21 protein-coding genes and 1 tRNA gene are annotated in these 23384 nt (G+C 33.7%); 12 read left to right on the top strand and 10 right to left on the bottom strand.

Going from position 1 to position 23384, the window contains the following annotated elements; genetic code table 11:
• The first annotated feature begins 31 nt into the window (after nt 1–31).
• The 4 genes from rluF (at nt 32) to HN014_RS11895 (ending at nt 4538) form a co-directional block, all read left to right on the top strand.
• Nucleotides 32–892 (top strand): 23S rRNA pseudouridine(2604) synthase RluF, encoded by an 861-nt coding sequence (rluF, locus tag HN014_RS11910; protein ID WP_176029094.1) that lies wholly within the window; start codon nt 32–34, stop codon nt 890–892.
• A gap of 218 nt (nt 893–1110) precedes the next feature.
• A complete protein-coding gene (locus tag HN014_RS11905; RefSeq protein ID WP_176029093.1) occupies nt 1111–1935 on the top strand; it encodes a hypothetical protein in 825 nt (274 codons plus the stop codon).
• A gap of 265 nt (nt 1936–2200) precedes the next feature.
• A complete protein-coding gene (locus HN014_RS11900) occupies nt 2201–3157 on the top strand; it encodes a sterol desaturase family protein (protein ID WP_176029092.1) in 957 nt (318 codons plus the stop codon).
• Nucleotides 3158–3173: 16 nt separating this feature from the next.
• Nucleotides 3174–4538, top strand: a complete 1365-nt coding sequence (locus HN014_RS11895; protein WP_176029091.1) for an aldehyde dehydrogenase family protein — start codon at nt 3174–3176, stop codon at nt 4536–4538.
• Here HN014_RS11895 and HN014_RS11890 read toward each other — a convergent pair.
• Nucleotides 4535–5884: an NAD(P)/FAD-dependent oxidoreductase gene (locus HN014_RS11890; protein WP_176029090.1), complete on the bottom strand. Its 1350-nt coding sequence runs from the start codon at nt 5882–5884 to the stop codon at nt 4535–4537. The two genes, HN014_RS11895 and HN014_RS11890, sit on opposite strands and share 4 nt — an antisense overlap.
• Before the next feature lie 330 nt (nt 5885–6214).
• Between HN014_RS11890 and HN014_RS11885 the strand changes: the two genes are divergently transcribed.
• The 4 genes from HN014_RS11885 (at nt 6215) to HN014_RS11870 (ending at nt 8905) form a co-directional block, all read left to right on the top strand.
• Nucleotides 6215–7108, top strand: a complete 894-nt coding sequence (locus HN014_RS11885; protein WP_176029089.1) for an AraC family transcriptional regulator — start codon at nt 6215–6217, stop codon at nt 7106–7108.
• A gap of 233 nt (nt 7109–7341) precedes the next feature.
• Nucleotides 7342–7722 (top strand): DoxX family membrane protein, encoded by a 381-nt coding sequence (locus tag HN014_RS11880; RefSeq protein ID WP_176029088.1) that lies wholly within the window; start codon nt 7342–7344, stop codon nt 7720–7722.
• A 195-nt stretch (nt 7723–7917) separates the two neighbouring features.
• A complete protein-coding gene (locus HN014_RS11875) occupies nt 7918–8460 on the top strand; it encodes a carboxymuconolactone decarboxylase family protein (RefSeq protein WP_176029087.1) in 543 nt (180 codons plus the stop codon).
• A gap of 76 nt (nt 8461–8536) precedes the next feature.
• Nucleotides 8537–8905 (top strand): cupredoxin domain-containing protein, encoded by a 369-nt coding sequence (locus tag HN014_RS11870; RefSeq protein WP_176029086.1) that lies wholly within the window; start codon nt 8537–8539, stop codon nt 8903–8905.
• A gap of 51 nt (nt 8906–8956) precedes the next feature.
• Here HN014_RS11870 and kynU read toward each other — a convergent pair whose 3' ends face one another.
• Nucleotides 8957–10240 carry a kynureninase gene (gene kynU, locus HN014_RS11865; protein ID WP_176029085.1) on the bottom strand — a complete coding sequence of 428 codons (1284 nt, stop codon included), beginning with the start codon at nt 10238–10240 and terminating at the stop codon, nt 8957–8959.
• A 258-nt stretch (nt 10241–10498) separates the two neighbouring features.
• Between kynU and HN014_RS11860 the strand changes: the two genes are divergently transcribed.
• The gene (locus HN014_RS11860) at nt 10499–11140 is read left to right on the top strand and encodes an O-methyltransferase (protein ID WP_176029084.1); all 642 of its coding nucleotides are present in this window, start codon (nt 10499–10501) and stop codon (nt 11138–11140) included.
• Between the two features lie 69 nt (nt 11141–11209).
• On the opposite strand, the gene HN014_RS11855 is transcribed toward HN014_RS11860, so the two are convergent.
• From HN014_RS11855 to HN014_RS11835, 5 genes are all read right to left on the bottom strand, one after another.
• A complete protein-coding gene (locus tag HN014_RS11855; protein ID WP_176029083.1) occupies nt 11210–12703 on the bottom strand; it encodes a S8/S53 family peptidase in 1494 nt (497 codons plus the stop codon).
• Between the two features lie 278 nt (nt 12704–12981).
• Nucleotides 12982–13272 carry a twin-arginine translocase TatA/TatE family subunit gene (locus tag HN014_RS11850; RefSeq protein WP_176029082.1) on the bottom strand — a complete coding sequence of 97 codons (291 nt, stop codon included), beginning with the start codon at nt 13270–13272 and terminating at the stop codon, nt 12982–12984.
• Between the two features lie 88 nt (nt 13273–13360).
• Nucleotides 13361–15670, bottom strand: coding sequence for a M1 family metallopeptidase (locus HN014_RS11845; RefSeq protein WP_176029081.1), 2310 nt, complete (start codon nt 15668–15670; stop codon nt 13361–13363).
• A gap of 70 nt (nt 15671–15740) precedes the next feature.
• On the bottom strand, nt 15741–16244 hold the full coding sequence (locus tag HN014_RS11840; protein ID WP_176029080.1) for a DUF6702 family protein: 504 nt from the start codon (nt 16242–16244) through the stop codon (nt 15741–15743).
• A gap of 68 nt (nt 16245–16312) precedes the next feature.
• Nucleotides 16313–17110, bottom strand: a complete 798-nt coding sequence (locus HN014_RS11835) for a hypothetical protein (RefSeq protein ID WP_217704326.1) — start codon at nt 17108–17110, stop codon at nt 16313–16315.
• Nucleotides 17111–17364: 254 nt separating this feature from the next.
• Between HN014_RS11835 and pepE the strand changes: the two genes are divergently transcribed.
• Genes pepE through HN014_RS11820 form a run of 3 tightly spaced genes read left to right on the top strand, consistent with a single transcriptional unit; the run spans nt 17365 to nt 19813 of the window.
• Nucleotides 17365–18072, top strand: a complete 708-nt coding sequence (gene pepE, locus HN014_RS11830) for a dipeptidase PepE (RefSeq protein ID WP_176029078.1) — start codon at nt 17365–17367, stop codon at nt 18070–18072.
• A gap of 5 nt (nt 18073–18077) precedes the next feature.
• A complete protein-coding gene (locus HN014_RS11825) occupies nt 18078–18992 on the top strand; it encodes a glutaminase (protein ID WP_176029077.1) in 915 nt (304 codons plus the stop codon).
• Between the two features lie 47 nt (nt 18993–19039).
• On the top strand, nt 19040–19813 hold the full coding sequence (locus HN014_RS11820; RefSeq protein ID WP_176029076.1) for a class I SAM-dependent methyltransferase: 774 nt from the start codon (nt 19040–19042) through the stop codon (nt 19811–19813).
• On the opposite strand, the gene HN014_RS11815 is transcribed toward HN014_RS11820, so the two are convergent.
• The 3 genes from HN014_RS11815 to HN014_RS11805 all read right to left on the bottom strand — a co-directional run bounded on the left by HN014_RS11815 (nt 19810) and on the right by HN014_RS11805 (nt 23114).
• Nucleotides 19810–20745 (bottom strand): glycosyltransferase family 2 protein, encoded by a 936-nt coding sequence (locus HN014_RS11815; protein ID WP_176029075.1) that lies wholly within the window; start codon nt 20743–20745, stop codon nt 19810–19812. The genes HN014_RS11820 and HN014_RS11815 overlap by 4 nt on opposite strands.
• A 13-nt stretch (nt 20746–20758) precedes the next feature.
• Complete coding sequence (locus HN014_RS11810; protein WP_176029074.1) at nt 20759–22672, bottom strand: tetratricopeptide repeat protein; 1914 nt, start codon at nt 22670–22672, stop codon at nt 20759–20761.
• A gap of 369 nt (nt 22673–23041) precedes the next feature.
• Nucleotides 23042–23114, bottom strand: a tRNA-Gly gene (locus tag HN014_RS11805).
• Between the last annotated feature and the right edge of the window lie 270 nt (nt 23115–23384).

The raw sequence follows: 23384 nt of genomic DNA, 5'->3' as shown, positions 1-23384 counted from the left end.
CTTATATTTGCACCTTATTATTATGTAGCTTATGTCAGAAAAAAAACTTGTCCGATTAAACAAATACCTCAGCGAAGTAGGATATTGCTCTCGTAGGGAAGCTGACAAGCTAATAGATCAGGGACGTGTCACTATTAATAATAAAGTTCCTGAAATGGGAACAAAAGTTGCTCCGGAAGATATTATCCATGTAGATGGAGCTCTTATTACTGAACCTAAAGAGAAGCATGTCTACCTTGCTTTTCACAAACCCGTAGGTATTGTCTGTACGACTGCTCAGAATGAAAAAGACAATATCATCGATTATATCAATTATCCTAAAAGAATCTTCCCTATTGGTCGGCTGGATAAACCGAGCGAAGGTTTGATATTTCTAACTAGTGACGGAGATATTGTCAACAAAATATTACGTGCGAGAAACAATCACGAAAAAGAATATATTGTCACTGTTAATAAGGTAATCAGTACCGATTTTATCAAAAGAATGGCTAATGGAATTCCTATTTTGGGTACTGTAACCAGAAAATGCACAGTGGAACAATTAAACAAATATGACTTTCGGATCGTACTGACACAGGGGTTAAATCGTCAGATTAGAAGAATGTGTGAGTATTTGGGGTATGAGGTTTTAAAACTAAAGCGAATTCGCATTATGAATGTCTCTCTGGACATTCCTCTAGGTCAATGGAGAGACCTTAGTCAACAAGAGCTACAAACCCTACGAGACGACACCCAAAACTCTGGAGGGACTGAAGAGTTTTCTTCAGAAGAGAAACATCGCTCTCCCAGAAGAAAAGAAGCAAAGAATGAAACTTCGAAAAGACAACGCAAGGAATTCCCAAAACGAAAAAAGAACGTTTCTTCCTCTAAAAGAAAGCGAAGAGATCGATAAAAGTTAGGCTGAACCTCTAATGCCTTTCAGTTTATAATTTTCTCACAATCTCATAGCACACCTAAAACCCACACACAATCAACAAACTACACTAAAAAAAATTCTTTCTCCTATCTCTTCTTCATTACTTTTTTAGTATCTTAGGATATATCCTAATAATAAAAATTGAATTTTACGATCTCTAAAATTCAAGACCAGTAAACTAACTAATCTCCGTAATGATGAAAAAAGCTACCCTGATATTGTATTCCTGTATCTTTATTTTTTTTAGCTGTGGTGTTCCCCAGGAGGAATACGACAAGCTCAAAAAAGAGAATGAATCATTAAAACAAGAAATTGCAGATTGTCAACTTACTCCTGTACAAATTCTGGAACAAGCTAATGAGTATAATGACAACCTAGAATACGAAAAAAGTAAATCCAGATTGATTGCATTAATAGAAAAATATCCAAAATCTACTGAAGCCCGAAAAGCCAAAAGATTACTAAAAAAAGTAGAGAAAGAAATAGAAGAAACTAAAAAGGCACTGGAAAGAGACAAACTAACCGAAAATAACAATGAAAATTTCAAAAAAGCAATCAGCAAGATGAAAAAGAAGTACGATGTCTCTAATTCGGTGACATGGTATTCTGATAAATCGTCGACATTATCCGGCACTAAAAACTTTCTACACACCTACATCGGTAAAAAGGAAAAAAGAAAACCCTGGATGGGTATCTCTGTTAATCATTTTTCTAAAGAAGAATGGCTTTTCATTAAACAAATTGTTATCACTGCTGATGGCAAAACATACACAATAGAAGAAGAGAATCCTGGAGAATTCAAAGCCAGCGAAACAGAAGGAGGTATGAGAGAATGGTTTGACAGGGTATTAAAAGAAAAAGATTTCGAAATGATCAAACAAGTTGCTGAAAGTAAATCTGCTAAACTACAGCTGATTGGCAAAACAACTACCAAAGAAAGAACAATCAGCCTGGCAGAAAAAAAAGCAATTAAAAATGTACTTAATGCTTTCGAAGCATTAGGAGGGTCTCTAAAATAACCCTAACGAGCTCTTATTAAAACTTATGACGCTATTTTCTGGTCTTAGAAAATAGCGTCGTTATAATATCCTGTATTGATACAAACAGCAAGATCTTTTTAGCAATAAAATCTAATTCTGAAATGAATCTCAGAACAGTTAAATTCCACCCATCAGGCAAAAATCATACTTATTTATAAGTATTTTTTATGATTCCTTACCATTTCTCCTTTTCTTTTATAAAATTCTCCCTATATTCCAAAAAATACAACAAAAACAAAAAAAGATGGATTTTACGAACCCCCTCGTATATGGTGTTCCTTGTTTTTTGGGACTCATTCTAGTTGAGCTTACCTACAGCAAAACTCATGGAGATAAAAACCTATATGAATGGAAAGACTTGGCTTCTAGCTTGACTATGGGAATAGGCTCTGCTATTATTGCTCCTTTAATCAAAACGATTTCTGCTATTGTAATATTTAATTATGTTTATGAGGTTTTCAATCCTCTGGTAGATGGAGTACGAACAAATATAATGGGATGGGAATCTTTTAGCTATGCCTGGTATGTTTGGATCATATGCCAGTTACTGGATGATTTTACCTATTATTGGTTTCACCGTCAGAATCACATGGTTCGGTTCCTATGGGCTGCACATATTGTACATCACTCTTCTGATAACTTTAACTTGGGAACAGCAGTACGCAATGGGTGGTTTACCATCTTATACAAACCTTTATTCTACATGTGGATTCCTGCCATTGGATTCCCCCCGGAAATGCTTGTGGTATGTTTAGGTATAGAAGCCTTATGGCAATTCCAACTTCACTCTGTCTATATCCCTAAACTAGGATTTATCGATAAAATATTTAACACCCACACTATGCATCAGGTACACCATGCCAAAAACATAGAGTATATGGATAAGAATCACGGAGGGTTTCTCAATATATTTGACAAAATATTTGGCACCTGGAAAGAATTAGATGACACCATTGAAGTACAATACGGTGTTACACACCCACCAAACTCATATAACCCATGGGTAATTCTCACACATGAGTATAAAGATATTTGGAATGACACTAAAAAGTCTAAAAATTGGTATCATAAATTTATGTATATTTTTGGTCCTCCAGGATGGAGTCATGATGGAAGTACACTAACGGTAAAACAAATGCAAAAACAATTAGCCCTGGAGAAGAAACAGAACACAGAAATAAGCATGCCTCAAACTACCTAAACCTGTTGTTACTCATATGCCATATCAAAATATTATAGATTCGCAACGTCAATTTTTCAATACGAATGCTACAAAAGATATTTCTTTTAGAATACAGCAATTAAAAATATTGAAAAATGCGATTAAGACAAACGAATCTTTACTTTATAAAGCCATTTATAAAGATTTTAAAAAATCTGATTACGAAACTTACGTAACCGAATTGGCTATTATCTATCACGATATTGATCTGGCATTGATAAAAATAAAGAAATGGGCCAGAAAGAAACGTGTCTCTACAGGGTTAACAAATCTTCCCGGAAGAAGTTACATTCTTCCTGAACCGAAGGGAGTAGCATTGGTTATTGGTGCATGGAATTATCCTTATCAATTATCCTTATCCCCTGTTGTTGCAGCAATATCTGCTGGTTGCACCATCGTATTAAAACCTAGTGAAATTGCAGCCAATGCATCTGCTGCATTGGCAAAAATAATCACTCAAAGCTTTCCTCCTTCTTATTTTAAAGTAATAGAAGGAGGCGTACGAAACACTACTGAACTGCTTAAGGTCAAATTCGATACTATCTTTTTTACAGGGAGTACCAAAGTTGGGAAAATTATTTATGAAGCTGCTGCAAAACAATTAACCCCTGTTATTTTGGAACTCGGAGGAAAAAGTCCCGCAATTGTCACTGCCGGAGTTGATATTGATATGACCGCAAAACGTATTGTATGGGCTAAATTCCTAAATGCAGGACAGACCTGTATTGCCCCCGATTATATCCTGGTAGAGAAAAAAATGGAAGCTGCCCTACTGGCTGCTTTAAAAAAACATATTGAGAAAGCTTCCTACAGTATCGATAACAAAAATTATACTCAGATTATCAACGAAAATAATCTGGATCGTCTGATTACCATGATCGACCAATCAAAAATATATCTGGGAGGAAAATTTGATAAAGAAAATAGAATTATAGAACCTACAATCATGAGCAATGTTTCTTTTGATGATCTCGTCATGCAAGAAGAAATTTTCGGTCCTATTTTACCTGTGATTTCTTATGAAAAATTAACTCCTGTACTAGACAAAATAAAAACAATGGATAAACCTTTGTCTTGTTATATTTTTACCAAAAACAAAAACATGCGACAGCAAGTTCTTCGTGAAATATCATTTGGCGGAGGTGCTATCAACGATGCTTTGGTTCATTTTATAGAAGACAATCTTCCTTTTGGCGGAGTCGGAAGTAGTGGTATCGGAAGCTATCACGGCGAATATGGATTTAAAGCATTTTCTCATTATAAAAGTGTCTTACACAAGACATTCCTTTTCGAACTAAACCTAAAATATGCTCCTTACACTTCTCAAAAACTAGCCTGGATCAAAAAGCTTATCGGTTAACCTCTTTCTGCTAGAAGCTCTAAAATTTTGTGCTCTATCTCAACTGTATCCCAACGGTTCTTTATATTCGCTTCTTTCATGATTTCATCCATAATCTCAGACTGAATATCTCCGAGTTCTAATGCTTTTGCATAAGGCATATGACTAAATGTAACATTAGAATATAAGGGTTCCCACTTATCTGGATATTTATCCGAGAAATGTTTTTCTATTTGTTTTCTAAGCAAGAAATCAGGATCTGCGGTCTTACTACTCATTTCCATAAAGTTTCTATAAGACAACTCTGCAATAGCATCTGTATTCTTTTTTCTTGACTCCTGATAGGTTTCAAAAATAGCTTGCCAATCATCATTTTCTGCTTTGGAAATAATATCGTCCAATACAGAAATATCTTCAAAACCTGCATTCATTCCCTGTCCATAAAATGGTACGATCGCATGTGCTGAATCCCCTACCAGAGCAATTTTATCCCAATAAGTCCAAGGATAGCATCTCATCGTTACCAAAGCACTGGTAGGATTTTTATTAAAATCTTCTAGCAAAGTCGGCATTAAAGGAATTGCATCTGGGAAATTCTTTTTCCAAAAATTCAGTACCTTCTGATCATCTGTCAATGTTTCAAAGGAGTTTTCTCCTTCATGAGGCATAAACAATGTACATGTAAAACTTCCATCTAAATTAGGTAATGCAATCAACATAAATTTTCCTCTAGGCCATATATGCAATGAATTTTTATCCAATCGATGCGTTCCATCTGGATTTGCCGGAATTTCTAATTCTTTATATCCCGCATCTAAAAAATCCTGAGAATAATCAAATCTTGATCTCCTTTGCATCTTATGACGTACTCTGGAGAAGGCACCATCACATCCAAAAATCATATCATATTGATATTCTTTCCAGGCCCCTTTTTCTGTTTCTCCTGTATATATTTTTGCCTCTGGAAGATTGACATCCCAGACTTTTTCTTCAAATCTAAAAACAACTCCAGCTTTCTCTGCTAACGTAATCATTTCCCGATTAAGCACCCCTCTAGAAATAGAGTAAATAGCCTCCCCTTCATCTCCATAATATTGATGATACTCAGGTTTGCCATTGACATGCATAGCTCTCTTATGCATTGGGATCGCAATCTTTTTTATTTCATCTGCAATAGCTACCTTTTCTAACGCTTTCCATCCTCTAACTGACATTGCCAAATTAATGGAACGTCCACTAAATTCCACTTTTCTAATATCAGGACGCCTATCAAATACAGTAACTGAATGATTTCTTTTTCTTAGATATATTGCTAATAAGGATCCTACTAATCCACTACCAACAATGGCGATATTTTTTGCTTGCATAAATTTCTTTACTATTCAATCCTACCGATAAAATTTTAGAACCGTAAAAAGATATTGATTCGAGTTCTAATGTTTTCGGTGGATTAGCCTTAAGAAAAAGAACAATTACAAACATTAAAACCTTCTGTAAAAATAACAATTATTAATTAATTATCCTTCTGTTACTTTTATCCCGTAGTAATGATTAAAATCAATGAAACACATGTTATCTTCATAGAAAAAACTTTTAATTTTACCCCATTAAACACTAACTAACAGATAGTTATAAAAAAAATACGTAAAAATTCAATTTCAATGTAATGATAACACCTCTTCCCCGACAAAATAATCATGATTAAGCAATTCAATGAATTTTCTACAAATGCTATTTTCAAAATAGCAAATGAAGAATTATTACAAACATACAGCCTATCCGAGCAGATAGGACTCTTCACTTTTATTTGGGCAACTGACACTCCTATTGAAATAGAAATAGATGGAGTTGCCACCACACTCAAAAAAAATAGTATTGCAGTTTTGACTCCTACTATTTTTTTTAGGTTTATAGGAGGTCAAAATGCTATTGTATATCAATTCAACAGAGAGTTTTATTGTATTAAAGATCATGATGAAGAGGTTAGCTGTATGGGGATTCTTTTCTATGGAAATGCGACCAGTCCCATTATAGAATTATCTAAAGAAGAACATCATAAATTACAATTATTACATCAGGTATTTCTTGACGAGCTTGATACTGTTGACAACATACAAGCTGAAATGCTCCGTATTCTTATGGCTCGTTTTATCATTACAACTACCAGACTTATAAAGCAACAAAGTAATTTTAAACATATGTTTGACGGACAATTAAATATGATCCGTGAATTTAATGTTCTGGTTAACTCTCATTTCAGAAAGGAACATTCTGTCTCTTTTTATGCAAAAAAGCTATTCAAATCTCCTAAAACACTTTCGAATACATTTGCTAAATACAAAAAGAGTCCTTTGCAGATCATTCATGACCGCATCATACTAGAAGCCAAAAGATTACTCATTTACTCTGACAAACCCACTAAAGAGATCGCTTATGAAATTGGGTTTGATGATCCTTCTCACCTAAGTAGAATGTTTAAAAAGAGAACTTCTCTTTCTCCTTCAGAATTCAGAAAAAATTTCAACAAAGACAAAAAGAGAATACCTAATGAACAAATTGACACTTTTGTCGATTATTTGGAAAAGAATTAACATAGTCTTTCTTTTTTTATCAAAAATTTAATATTTTAATCCTGTTTTTTACTCGTAAAAACCAACAATTATAAGAATTGGAATTCGTTGTTTTTATTCAAAGCACTGAATAACAATACTTCATGTTTTTTTTATTGAATAAAAACAAACAAATTCCCCAAAGTATCTATTAACTAGTACTTAACTCATAATGTTTTATGCCTAACTAATCTAAAAACTATAACAAACAAAAAATGAGTAGCACTAAAAAGATCTTTCCATTAGTATTAAGAATTATAGTAGCAGTTACCCTTATCCAAACCTTACGATTTAAATTCACAGGACACCCCGATAGTGTATATATTTTTTCTAAGGTAGGTTTAGAACCATACGGTAGAATTGCCACTGGAATTGCTGAGCTTATTGCCGGGATCTTATTACTTATCCCTAAGACTGTATGGATCGGAGCAACTTTATCTCTGGGAATAATCGGTGGGGCAATTCTCATACATTTGACTAAGCTGGGGATTGAAATAAACAATGACGGTGGTCTTCTTTTCTTTACAGCCATTATCACATTTATACTAAGCGCAATACTATTATGGATAAAAAGAAAAGATGTTTCCTTCTTTTAAATCCTCATAAACTTTCAGCTTCTTTTTGCAATTTGATTATAAAAACAAAAAACTCCGAAAAATCGGAGTTTTTTTTATCCATAGGAATAATTGACATTTCATAGGGAAAAACTACCATTCCCTTGTGCCTATTGATGTTGCATCTTTGTACCATCAAATTATAACAACAATTTAATTAATTAAAATATTAATATTATGAGCACATTTAATGTTCCTACTAGAGAAGAAGTATCAGAAAACAATCAAGCTATTTTTGACAATTTAAATAAAGCACTAGGGTTTGTTCCTAATTTATATGCTACCTATGCACACAGTAACACGGCCTTAGAAAACTACCTTAATTTTGCCAATGCAAAAACTTCTCTTTCTGCAAAAGAAAAAGAAGTTGTAAACTTAGCAGTAAGCCAAGTTAACAACTGTATATACTGTTTATCTGCCCATACTGCTATTGGAAAGATGAATGGATTTGACGATCAACAAATACTAGAATTAAGAGAAGGAAAAGCTTCTTTTGACAATAAATTAGACGCTTTAGCTAAACTAGCTAAAAACGTTACTGAAAATAGAGGAAGAGCTGATCAGAATGTTGTGGAAAACTTCTTCAATGCAGGATACTCTAAAGGAAATTTAATAGATACTATCGTATTAGTAGGAGATAAGACAATTTCTAACTATATCCACAGTACTACTCAGGTTCCTGTAGACTTTCCATTAGCACAACCTTTGGAAACTGTTTAATACTAAAAATTAACAATACATACTTACCGGGGAGGGAATATTCCCTTCCCAACTAAACAACAAATACACTTTACTTATGAAAAAGATTATTACATTATTTACATTCGTTTTAGCGATTACATTTACAGCATCAGCTCAAGATGTTAAAACAGTTACTCTCGAGCAAACAAAAGGTGAATTCACTCAAAAACAACTGACTTTATCAGAAGGAGAATACATCTTCAATATCGCAAATCACAACGCAGGAACTGACGTAGGATTTGTTCTTATACCAGAAGGAGCAGATGCTTCTAATCCTAAAAACCACATCAAAGAAGCGTATGTAAAAAAAGTAGTTACAGAAGGAACGACAGGTAGCACCAAGAAAGTTTCTCTTAAGAAAGGAACTTACAGCTACTTTTGCCCTTTAAACAAAACTCCTCAATACACGCTTATTGTAGAGTAATATATAATTGATTGGACTAAAAAAGCATCTCCGAGAGGAGATGCTTTGTCTTTATTTCTTTTTTTCTAAGATTCCTTTTTTTAGAATTTGACCAAATTCATACATATCTTCATAAGAAGAATAAAATGGCGCAGGTGCTAACCGAATCACATTCGGCTCTCTCCAATCAGTAATAACTCCATTTTTCATAAGATACTCGAATAATTTTCTTCCTTCGCCATGAAGAAACACAGAGATTTGTGTTCCTCTTTCTTCCTGGCTTACCGGAGTAATAATTTCGAATTCACTTGACACCTGAGTATCTATATCCTTCAATACAAACTCCAGATATGCGACTATTTTATTTCGTTTTTGTATTAATGCTTCCATTCCTACTTCTTCAAACATTTCTAAAGAGGCTAAGTAAGGCGCCATAGCCAGAATAGGAGCATTACTTAATTGCCATGCATCAGCATTCGGCATAGGTACAAATTCAGGATTCATCATAAATCTTGTTTCTTTTTCTGTACCCCACCAACCTTCAAAACGCGGAATATCTTTTTTTCCGTGAAATCGTTCATGAATAAAACATCCCGAAGCATTTCCAGGACCACTATTCATATATTTATAACTACACCAGGCTGCAAAGTCTACATCCCAATCGTGTAATTCTAAAGAAATATTCCCTGCTGCATGTGCCAAATCCCATCCTACAAAAGCTCCTACTTCATGTCCTACTTTTGTAATTGTCTTCATATCAAAAACCTGCCCGGTATAATAATTAACCCCTCCTAGAAGCACTAATGCGCAGGCATCTCCTACTTCTTTTATAACATTGAGAACATCTTCCTGCCTAAAATTATGCTCTCCTTTTCTTTTTTTGATTTCTACAATTGCCTCCTTTGGGTCATAGCCATGGAATCTCACCTGACTCTGTAGCATATATTGATCGCTTGGAAATGCTTTCTCTTCGCAAATAATCTTATATCTATTCCCCTTAGGACGATAAAAAGACACCATCAAAAGATGCAAATTAACCGTTAATGTATTCATTACCGTTACTTCTTCCGGTTTTGCCCCTACAATTTTAGCCAATGGTTTAGCAAGGCGTTCATGATAATCCCACCAAGGTTTTTGGGCATAAAAATGTCCTTCAACAGCCAATTCTCTCCAATCCTTCATCACATCATCTACATACGTTTGTGCACTTTTGGGTTGTAATCCCAAGGAATTTCCTGTAAAATAAATAACATCTTTTCCATTAACTTTTGGAAAAACAAACGATTCTCTATAAGAACGTAATGCATCCTCTGAATCTAACTGCTGTGCAAAAGCTTTGGTATTTTTAAATTGCATATTGATTACTATCTTTTTCTCAAAAATACGCATTCGTTACAAATTGTATTTCTGCTTCTGATAGATTATTCGAGTTTTTTTCATTTTTTGCAATTGACAATTTATCTTCCTATGATTTCTTTCTCCTTACACCTTATTAAAAAGATGAGGAATCTGGGATCTGGTCCATCCTCACCCAAAACTTTACACTTCTTTATTAACAAAAGTTCCTATGCATCTTATTAATAAAAAGAATATTTTTGCTCAAAAGTATACGACATGCATTTTATCCCCGAAGATTTAGATGATTATGTAGTTCATCATACAGAATCCGAACCCGAATTACTACGACAACTCAATAGAGAGACCTACCAAAAAGTATTGCAACCCAGAATGCTCAGCGGGCATTATCAGGGAAGGGTACTCAGTATACTTTCTAAATTAATTCGACCGGAAAACATTCTGGAAATCGGCACCTATACTGGCTATTCTGCTCTTTGTCTTGCAGAAGGGATCCAATCTAAAGGAGAACTTCATACGATTGATATCAATGAGGAGTTACAAGATTTTCAACGAAAATACTTTGACCTTTCTCCATTCGGACAACAAATACATCAGCACGTAGGAAATGCGTTGGATATAATCCCAACCATAGACATTTCTTTTGACTTGGTTTTTATTGATGCAGACAAGCCTAATTACCCTAATTACTTCGATCTTATTATAGACAAAATGAAAAAAGGAGGAGTTATCTTATCAGACAATGTATTATGGAGTGGTAAGGTCACCAAACCCCTAAAAAAAGAAGATGAATCTACCGCAGCTCTTCTTACCTACAATAAACTCCTAAAGGAAGACCCCAGAGTAGAAACCGTTTTACTTCCAATCCGAGACGGTCTTACGATAAGCAGGGTTTTGTAACAAAAAGACCATAGCAAATCAAAACGATTCGCTATGGCATTAATTAACTATTAGACATTTATTCAATGCTTACTGCACTGCTTTTAAAGCGTCTATATTCCCATATCCAAAATCTCCGTTTTTATTCGGATAAAATTCCCCTGCTTTTTTCAATTTTGTAAGCACCTGTGCTCTAGTCATCCCAGGGTTTCTAGCCCATACTAATGCTGCTATTCCTGCGGTAGCCGCAGTAGCAATTGAGGAGCCCGAAGAGTATTTTCTGGTTCCATTATTAAACCCAAGTACAGGAATTGTTCTACTTGTATTAGCTGCACGCTGCATCACTATTGTAAAATCAATTTCATTTCCATCATGGCACACATCACATCGATTGTATCCATTATCTTTTATTCCTGTTACAGCTACTGTTTCACTCATATTTGCAGGAAAAATAACCCCAAACCAATTAGTAAAACTAGTAGATGTCCCTCCTGCTGCGATGATAAGTTTTCCTTTACTGTATGCATACCTAACAGCATCTTTAACATTTCCAATAGACCAGGGATATCCAATCGACATAGAAATGATTTTTACATCGCTTTTATTACCCAAAGCGGTCAACGCATCACTTACTCCTTTTCGTTCGTGATAATCATTTAATAATACATCTTCTGTCCCTCTATACGAAACCAAATTACAGTTATAAGCAACTCCTACCGGCATATTACTCGAATTACGAGGAGATGCGATTGCAGATGCCATCGATGTTCCATGTCCACATTTATCGTTTGGTCCATCTACATTTGTAGACCACCAGAAAGCACCATCTATAAATGTTCCATACTTACTGATTGTTCTGCCGCTAGATGCTCCATCATTGAACCCTGAGCCCAATAAATTCTGATTAGGAGAGATTCCGGTATCTATAACTCCTACAGTAATTCCTGCTCCTGTACTATGATTCCAGGCTTGCGAAATATTATGCTTATCATAACTCCAAGGAACCCACGCTGCCGGAGTTATCACTCTATAATCGTTACTATTGATTGTTTCATTATCTTTTCTACATCCAAAACTCGATTTTTGAGTTTCCTGTTTTAAGTAAGAAGCATATCCTATAGGTTCTAAATAACGGATATGATCTTCTTTTTTTAATGCTACAATAGTTTCCAGAGAAGTTACCTTGACGTCCATAACATTCAATATTTTATCTTCATGCATTTTGAGTTGAGATTTTTCAACTCCTTCATGCTGATAAATAACGTTATAAATATCTTTCTTTATCTGATTCAGTGCAGGAGATTTTACTTCAGAAAAACTTTGTCCTTCTTCTCCATACCCTACACTAAGAACTTTATCCCCATGGAATACAGCACTCCATAAAACATGAGCAGGTGCTTCTGTCCAATTAACATCTCCATGTGTTTTTAGTTCTTTTGCGATATAGGCATTAACTTCTTTGATTGATAATAATTTTGCTTCTGTTTGTTCTTCTGTTTCAGAAGTGATTATATCATTAGATTCTTCCTTTGTACAGGAAAAGATTAAGAATAAACAAATTATAATAAAAGGTGTTTTTTTCATTTTAAATTAAGTTTGAGTTTGTGTGAAACTTCTATTAATAAAAATTTAATTTAATGTTACTATATTTGATAATTGCGCAATTATAAGTGAAATATATTAAATATTTCTCAATAAAATAAAAGATAAAGTATCAAATACACAAACAAAAACTCGATATTATGCCTGCATAATACTATAAAAACTCACAAAACCCCTTAAAAACAAAGGAATTTGAGACTTGAAAAAATATTTGTTTTTTTTTTAAAAAAAAAGAATAAAATTTTCTAATAAGAGAAGAATTAGAGCTTTCTTTTTACAGAACCGGAAAACTCTTCGATATCATCTTTTACCTGATTGATTCCTTCTTTAACATCAGATGTTATAGAAGTGATTTCTTGATCAATCCCATGGCGTTCTGCACTTTTGGTAATTTCTGATTTAATATCATTGGTAGCATCTTTTACGACACGCATTCCTTTCCCTAAACCTCTAGCGATTTCAGGTATTTTATCTGCACCAAAAACCATTACCAAAACAAAAACGATAAAGGCAATTTCTGGACCACTAATAAATAAAGGAAGTACTGTCATAACTAGTTGCAAATATAAGGACAATAAACTCCATAAAAAAGCCAACTACGAGAGTTGGCCTTATTTTTATATATTGAATATTGTTTTTTTATTGTTTCTGACTTCGTTTCTTGAACTGATCAAACTTATTTATTGGAGCAGCTCCTTTTGGCCAATTGTTATTAGACGTATCAATATCTGCTGTTTCGTTTTTAGGATCCACAGTTATCTTCACTATTTCCTTATCTGAAGCAATTGATTTTTTAACTTCCAAATCATTTTTTCTCCAAACTTGTGCAGGGTATTTAATTGTTTCTGATGTCCCATCTTTATAACTATATTCTACAATTAACGGCATCACCAACCCTCCTGGTTTCTCGAATGTAACTTCATAAAAATACTTCGGATTTTTTAATGCTGTTCTTTCTGTAGCAGAGAAATTATCCATCATATATTCTTTTAATGATTTAGAGGTTTCTATAGAACTTTTCTCTTTATATTCTTCTTTGTAATCATTAGCTCCTTCTTCTACCAAATACACTCTAGGTCCTAAATCACTTTCTTTAATTCCTCTGCTCTCTATAAATGCTTTTGCTCTATCATTTATAGAAGAAGACACATAATACTTTTTCACATCTTTTACTCCTATATCTGTATAATCTGTAGTGTAAAACCAGCCTCTCCAGAACCAATCTAAATCAACTGCAGAAGCATCTTCCATCGTACGGAAAAAATCTTCTGGTGTTGGATGCTTAAACATCCATCTCTGGGAATAAGTCCTAAATGCATAATCAAACAAATCTCTTCCCATAATTGTCTCTCTAAGAATATTCAATCCGGTAGCAGGTTTTGAATATGCATTAGATCCAAACTGATAAATATTGTTCGATTGTGTCATGATAGGAGAAATAAAACTCTGATCCCCACTCATGTAAGGCACTATTTTTTCTGCTGGTCCTCTACGCGATGGATATTTTTTTAATGGTTTTAAAGCTTGTGGATACCATTCTCCAAAATCTTGTTCTGCTACGTATTGTACAAAAGTATTTAGCCCTTCATCCATCCATGTCCACTGACGCTCATCACTATTGACAATCATAGGAAAAAAGTTATGTCCCACTTCATGTATAATAACACTGATCATTCCGAACTTAACCCGGTCAGTATATTTACCATCTTCATCTGGTCTTCCCCAGTTCCAACAGATCATAGGATACTCCATACCTTGATTTTTTGCATGTACAGAAATTGCCTTATGATATGGATAATCAAATGTCATTCTACTATAAGATTTCAAAGTACTCGCAACAGCAATTGTCGACCATTCTTCCCACAATGGATTCCCTTCCTTAGGGTACATAGAAACAGCCATCACATCTTTTCCTCCAACTTTTACAGCCATCATATCCCAGATAAATCGTCTGGAAGTTGCAAAACCAAAATCCCTAACATTCTCTGCTTTTAATTTCCATGTTTTCTTCCCTTTAGAAAATGTTTTTGAATTCTCTTCAGCTTCTTTTTGAGATACAATAATCACAGGTTTATCATATGATTTCTTAGCTTTCTCATATCTTTTTAACATCTCTTTAGTATACACTTCCTTACGGTTGGTAAGTACTCCGGTACCATCTAGAATATGATCATCCGGCGTTGTGATATTTACTTCAAAATTACCAAAAGGTAATGCAAATTCTCCTCGTCCCCAGAACTGAGAGTTCTGCCATCCTTCTACATCATTATATACTGCCATTCTCGGGTAAAACTGAGCGATTACATAAGCTCTATTTCCATCCTCAAATTCTTCATAACCAGATCTTCCTCTTCCATCTACATGATTATTAATATTATACCACCAATCTATCGAGAAAGTAAAACTTGCTCCTGACTTTAGGTGTTGAGGCATTTCTACACGCATCATTGTCTGATTAATCGTATACTTTAATGCCTTTCCATTTTGATCTTTTACAGCAGTAATATTAAACCCTCCATCAAAAGGCTCTTTGAAATATTTTTTAACAAACTGATCTGGGGTATCTCCTATCCCCATAGGATCATTTTGTATTAATGGAGTTTTAGAATCTTTAGCTCTCATATTTTGATCCAACTGAACCCATAAAAATTCTAAAACATCAGGAGAATTGTTTGTATAAGTAATTGTTTCCTTACCTGTTAGCTTTTTATTTTCATCATCCAGTTCTATATCCATGATATAATCAGCTTGTTGCTGATAATACGCAGAACCAGGAGCCCCAGAAGCTGTACGATACATATTTGGAGTTGAAAACTCCTGATACAGCTGTCTAAATTTATTTTCATTAATATGCCCTAACTCACGAGTTTCTGCTTTTTGTTCTTGTGCATATGACACAACTCCAGAACCCCAGAAAGCAACAGAAAATACAAATAATAATTTTTTCATTTTGATTGACATTGCGTTAACTATAAAAGCGCAAAATAATTTATTTTTTAAAGAATTGATGATTTATTTACTAAAATTTAACAAGTCCACTTTCTCGTTCTTTCTCCAATATTAAACTTTTTCGCTCTTTCCCTTTTTTTATGTGAATAATATTTTGTTGTTCTTCAAACACATCCATCAAGGCTTGATTGGTCACCTCTATCTCATCCAGCCCTGACACTCCCAAAACTTCGAAATAACAGAGAACCAGATCATTTTCATATTCTTTCCCTAAAAAAGAACAACTCACCTCTTCTCCATTTACCCTAATTATTAGTTTTTGTCTGAAATACGACTCTAAATACGATACAACCATAGGATCTTCCCCCTCTGGCAGAAACGTAAGAGATTCATCATATCGTTCTCGCATTACCTTCTCCAAATCATCTATAAAAACCCTGGATATAACCTGTAACGATTTTTCTTCCTCTTTATACTCTATCTGAGTAACACTTACATAAAACTTATGTAATGTAGTAAATGAACTCACTACAATTACCATCATGACCAAACCTAATAATGCTTTTTTTTTCATCTTTCTTATGGAACAATATCTGTAATTCTTATTAACTTTTTTCTATGAAGACAAGCCTTTAAAAACACCTAATCCAACTGCTTATGCTCTTTATATTGTTTTGCTTTTTTCTGATAAAAATCCATCAACACTAAAAGGTCACCTATCCTTATCAATTGCTTAAACTTTGCATCTTCTTCGCAATAATACACAAAATCAGTTACTAATTCTTGAGGAATCCCCAAAGTTTCTGTAAAAAATACCGGATCCATAATTTTTTCACCTTTGGAGACTAAACTCCTTTTTTCATGAATATTTTTATGCTTCTTTAGCCTTTTAATTGTTCCGTTTAACAGATTGATAGGATAATCTAATATCCCTGATTTAGCTGTAAACAGTACCCTATCCACTTTGGGCAATGGTTCCAAATCTAAAAACGGAAGCCCAAGCGTTCTGTTACTCACATAGGGGTTCACTTGTATTTCTTTTGAATCTTTTCCCAAAAAGCCTGTTAATTCTGTATCTCTTATATTTACTTCATTCAGCATTGTAACAGCAGATATTAATGGAATCACCACAAGCTCTTTATCAAGATCTTCTTTTTTTACCACCCACACATATTCATTATACTGAACAGAAGAAAACACTACCGAATCATTAACTTTTACAGGAATTTCAAAAAAACCCAGTTCGTCATTTGTCGTACCTTTCTGCCGGGTATAATTAACAATATTAATAGCATATCCCTGAATCGCATCCCCTTCCACTTTTCCTCGTATCATTTTTACATCTTGCCCCAATATGACAGAAGGAATAATGATCAAAAAAAAGCAACACAAGAGTTGCTGATTCTTCTCCAAAGCGCTAAAAAAATATTTTTCTCCCATAACTAACTATACCCCCAAAGACTACCTAAAACACATTGTGTGACACCCCGAGAAACTAACATCATGATAACCTCAAAGAGTATTCCAAAATACACCTATCATTTCTCCCTTAAGTTTTCTAAAAATAATTTACATTAGCTTGTTTAAAAAAAGGAGACGCATATCTGAGTAACAATATAAAATCTCTTTCAAAAAACGCTGATGGTAATTCCAATTAGAAATACATACAACCAGTAAAGCACAATTATAATCATATGAAAAAATGCATCATCGCCAGTACTTCAACCATACATGGAAGCGGTTATCTGGAATACATTCTCAATGACCTAGCAAACTTATTTTCTAACACAAATGAAGTTCTCTTTATCCCCTATGCAAAACCCAATGGAATCTCTCATGATGAGTATACTCAGGTAGCACAACAGGCATTTCAAAAAATAAACATAGCTCTCAAAGGAATTCATTCTTTTGCTGACCCGATCAAAGCTATCAAAGACGCTAAAGGTATTTTTACCGGAGGAGGAAACACCTTCCTTCTTGTTAGTCAATTATATAAAAATGATTTATTAACCGTTTTAAAGGACGTCATAGAAGCCGGAACTCCTTATTTAGGAACCAGTGCTGGAAGTAATATTTGCGGTCTCGATATGAAAACCACTAATGACATGCCTATTATCTACCCTCCCGGCTTTAAAACTATCGGTATTCTCCCGTTTAATATTAATCCACATTACTTAGACCCAGATCCTACCTCTACCCATAAAGGAGAAACCAGAGAAACCAGAATCAAAGAGTTCCACACACTTAACTCCCAACCTGTAATCGGATTAAGAGAAGGCAGCTGGTTAGAACTTTCTAATAATGATATCTTACTAAAAGGTGCTTTATCTGCTAGAGTTTTTGAGCAACATAAAAAACCTTATGAAGTACCTTCTGGAAGCTCTTTTGCCAACCTTAACTAACCGTCATGGAATATCAAAATATCTTACACCAGATTCAGTCTGAACTCCCTTATCAAAAAACAATAGGAAAAGTAGCCTCATACATCCCTGAATTAGAAAAAGTTCCTAAAGACAAATTTGCCATGCATTTATATTGTCTAAAATCCGGACACTATCACATTGGAAGTCATGAAGAAAAATTCTCTATTCAAAGTATTTCTAAAGTATTCTCTCTCAGCCTGGCTATGTCGTTAATCGGCGATGATATTTTCAAAAGATTGGATGTAGAACCATCGGGAGATCCATTTAATTCTCTCGTACAACTAGAGCACGAAGAAGGAATCCCCAGAAATCCTTTTATAAATGCCGGAGCACTCGTCATTTCTGATATATTACTATCCAAATTAAAGCACCCTAAAGAAGAACTCCTCGCCTTTATTAGTGAGATCAGCAATATTCCTACTATCAATATTGACAATGATGTTTTTGAATCTGAAAAAAAACACAGTTACAGAAATGCTTCCCTATTGAATCTTATGAAGTCTTTCGGAAATATCGAAAATGATATTGAGGAGGTTTTGGATTTTTACACCTATCAATGTGCTATAGAGATGTCTTGCAAAGAACTTTCTTCTGCCTTTGCTATCTATGCAAATGAAGGCAAGAAACCAACTACTTCAATAGCACTCATACCTCCCAGTAAAATAAAAAGAATTAATGCCATCATGCAAACTTGTGGTTTTTATGACGAAGCCGGAGAGTTTAGCTTTAGAGTCGGTTTACCTGGTAAAAGTGGTGTCGGCGGGGGTATTGTAGCTATACACCCAGGACAATACACTGTTGCTGTATGGAGCCCTCCCCTAAATCCTAAAGGAAACTCGGAATTAGGAATGTATGCACTGGAACGGCTAACAACCTTAACCGGATTATCTATATTTTAAGAAAACCATTATTTTTATACCTTACATCAAAATTGTAATTCACCCCCATGAGTGACTTAATAGAACAGCAAAGAGAACATTTTGAAAATATTTCTGAAAAATATTACAATGCCCGAAGAGCAACAAATCATTTGTATCTAAAGAAATTAATGTGGCATTTTTTCTTTAAAAACAAAAAACATCTAAAAAACCAGCAATTATCTGTTCTGGAGCCCATGTGTGGATACTCTGAAGGAAAATCTATACTCGAAGAAAACATTGGTAATCTGGGATCGTATGAAGGCTTTGATTATAGCTCTGTATTAATAAAAAAAGTCAAAGAAAAAAATCCAGCTTTACATGTATATGTTCAGGATATCTCTACCTTTAAGAGTGACAAAAAATTTGATATCATTATTATCATTGGAGGGCTTCATCATGTTCCATCTATGTGTGAACAAGTAGTCGAAAACCTAAAAAACAACCTAAAAGAAGGCGGTTCCTTTATCCTCTTAGAACCAACACACAATAATATTATCTTTAGAAAAATCCGGGAACGCATCTACAAAAAAAATGAGCTATTTGACCAGGAAACCGAAAAGGCTTTTATCTTAAAAGATCTGAATCAAATGTTTCTAAAAAACGGATACACTCTAAAAGATCAAATATACCCAGGACTTCTCTCATATATTTTGTTTTATAACCCGGATGCTTTTCCTTTTCTAAACATAGGAGGTAAAGGGCTGGTTAAATTATTATTTAGAATAGATTCATTATTTTTCAGAAACTACATTGGAAGAAAGCTTTCCTTTGCAACACTAAGCTTATATAGTACACATTAACTCTTTTGACCGGTCTCTTTTTTTACCAAATAGAGAGGTCTGGCTTTTGTCTCATTAAATATGCGAGAAACATACTCTCCAATTATAGACATTATAAATAGCTGAACTCCTCCCAGAATAAGAATAGTTATAAGAATAGAGGTCCATCCTTCGACATTAACTCCCTTAAAAAAATTGTACAAAATAAAAATCGAATACACGATTCCGGTAACAAAAAACAACAATCCTAAGTAGAGGGATATTCGCAATGGTTTTGATGACATACTCGTTATCCCGTTGACTGCCAAAACAAGCATTTTTTTTAAGGTATATGAAGTCTTCCCAGAATACCTGGGTTGTGAAGTATACGCTACAAACGTCTGTTTAAATCCAATCCAGCTTATAAGTCCTCGGGTAAAACGGTCTTGTTCTTTTATTTTCAAAAACGCATCTACTGTTTCCCTACTCATTAATCTAAAGTCTGCACTATTGGGTTCTACTCGTACATCAGACAACTTATTAATCAGAGCATAAAACCATTTTGATGTTTTCCTCTTAAAAAGAGAAGTAGAAACCCCATCAATTCTCTTGGTATTCACAATATCATACCCCTGATTATATTGTTGAATCATCTCAGGGATTACCTCTGGCGGATGCTGCAAATCGCCATCCATTGTCACAACTGCATCTCCCTTTGCTTTTTCCATTCCTGCCAACAAGGCTATCTGATGACCAAAATTTCTGGAAAACGAAATCCCCGTAACACGATTATCTACATCGGCTATTTTTTCAATTTCTCCAAACGTACCATCCTTACTTCCATCATCAACAAATATCATTTCTACCACAAAATCAAAATCATTCAACACCTTTTTCAATTCTTCAAACAGGAATTTGATATTATCTTGTTCATTAAAACAAGGGATAACTATTGACAGTGTATTGATTCTCATTTGTAAATTTTACTTATTCATTTGATTTTTTCAACTGTTGACGTAATGCCATCAAGTACTCATGACTTATTTTCATTCCCATTTTTTTTGCTTTCATCGCATCTTCTAATGCGCCTTTATAGTTTTTGACATTAACCCGGCACAATGACCGAATATAATAATAGTTTGGTTTATTTTTTTTCAACCTAATAGCCTCATCTAAATAGGTATTAGCTTCGACATAATTTTTTATCGCCATATTCGAATGACCAATCAGATAATATGCATAATCATTTGCTTTATCGTATTTCAGTAATTTCTCCATATCAAGGATCGTTTCCTTATACTTCTTCTTTTCGAAAGAAATCTTAGCTCTCTCTTTAAGGTACTTTATATTATCTGGATCCAAGAATAAAATCTTATTCAAATCCGCCAATAAAGAATCTTTTTGTTTCAACTTATAATAAATAGCTGCCCTATTCTCATAAGCTCTCTGATAAGAGGGGTTTAAAAAGATAGCTTGGGATACATGATACAAAGCGCTATCATATTGCTTTCTACTAAAATAAATTTTTCCAATATTACTATGAGCTAAATATTCTGGTTTAATTTTTATTGCTCGTTTATACAACACCAAAGCTGTATCTAATTTTTTTTGAGTTCTATAATAAAACCCCAAACTATTGTATGCATATTGATTATTAGGATTTGCCTCTACAGCCTGAGTCCAAACACTTTTAGAGTTTTTAAAAACTGGTACTCTATTAAAAGATTGAATAGAGAAAGTAATCAAAAACCCTAATACTAAAATAAAAAACAATGACTTATTATTCCCCAGCAATTTCTTAATGTGCTTTAAAATCAAATACAGCAAAAACGCAAAACCTATTATAGCTACATATGCATAACGATCCGCCATAAAAGAATCTCTTAAATGAAAAAAAGCAAATGCCAGCCCAAGACTTAAAAAACCAAAACTCCACAAGAAACCGAATCTAAATAATTTATTCTTAAGAGACAGATACCCTCCTAACAATAACACTCCTAAAGAAAAAAACACATTAAAAACAGAAGGAGAATTCCCCTCTAATGGATACGGATAAGAAAAAGACAATTTAAAAGGAAATAAGAAATTATAAAAATAGGATAGTATTGTTTTAGATAACAACCCTACTTTATCATACAAAGACACACTCCTATTAACAATACTAGGACCTCCTGTTTTGGTTATCTCTATAGTCACTAAGCCGAATATCATGGTAAGTATTGCCCAAAACACCATTTCTACCCAGAATCTTTTGACATTAATTGTTTCTAATTTAATAAGGCTTATCAAAAACAGCCCTACAGGAAATAATACAGCCTGCTCTTTAGTAAAAAGAGCTAATACAAAACAAACAATAACAGGAATTAAATTACTTTTCTTACAATTATTTTCCAGATATTTTATATAGAACCAATACCCAAGAAACATAAAAAAAACAGCATTTCTGAAAATCACAGAAATCCAACCGATAGTCTCTACCTGCATAGGATGAATCGCAAAAACCAAAGCTACGAAAGATACTAATACTTTATCTTCAAAAAGCCCGTTAAAAACTTTAAACAACAAAGTAACATTAACAAGATGTACTAATAAAGCACAAATCTTAAAAGCTGTTGCATTTTTACCAAAAATAGAATACAAAATAGCGTGATACACTTCTCCTAATGGAGAATATTGCCCCCCTTGGAGAGTTGTAAATATATTTACTATAGAACTCCATGATAAGTCAATCACATTTTTATTTTCATAAATATACCAGTTATCATCATATGTAAGAAACTGTGACCCCAGGAACACAGGACTATAAACCCCTAAACCAATTAACAAGATCACTAGTAAGATCTTTTGCGAATCTGTTTTTTGCAAAACCTCTTCATAGTTAGTCAAAATTTTATTCGCCATTATCTATTTCTAAATTTATTTAGTAAATATATTAAATTAGCTCATATAGCATATCCCTTGCCTATTTCAATTATTCTTTTTTTCAGAATACATCAAAAGACTAAATCACATCCTTGTTAAAAAAGACAAGTTCTCCTCTACCACCTTTTTCTCCTATATAAAAGAATATGTAAATTTATGAATAACCAATTATCAAAAGACAAGAAGTACGGCTTACAATTAAATAACGAAGTCTTATATAATCACACACATTCTTCTTATCTCATTTTTTTTCATCAACATATTATGTTATATAATTGATTTTAAATTAAAATGATTATATTTTAAGGAATAAAAAAAATCTCATCAATATTGATGAGATTTTTTTAGAGCGGGAGACCGGGTTCGAACCGGCGACATTCAGCTTGGAAGGCTGACGCTCTACCAACTGAGCTACTCCCGCCTTTGCGGTTGCAAATATACATCTTTTTTATAATTAGAAAAGAACTTTTAAAAAAAAATGAATAAAAAATATTGTACTTAAAAAAAGTTAAAATCAATGCATTTAATCCAACAAAAGCGCATTTAATCGGTAAAACCCCGAAAAATCAAAAAAATAATGTATTTTTGTTAACAGTTTTTTATAATTTAAATAAATCCTTATATTAGTTACTGTTATGAAATTTTCAATCAACTAATTTATGGCATAACCGTAAAAAAGAAACGGACTCAA

Origin of the sequence: Aquimarina sp. TRL1, assembly GCF_013365535.1 — a bacterium.
GTDB classification, from domain to species: Bacteria; Bacteroidota; Bacteroidia; order Flavobacteriales; family Flavobacteriaceae; genus Aquimarina; species Aquimarina hainanensis.
Note: the sequence above shows the minus strand (reverse complement) of the source record. Positions and strands in the feature narration are given on the sequence as shown.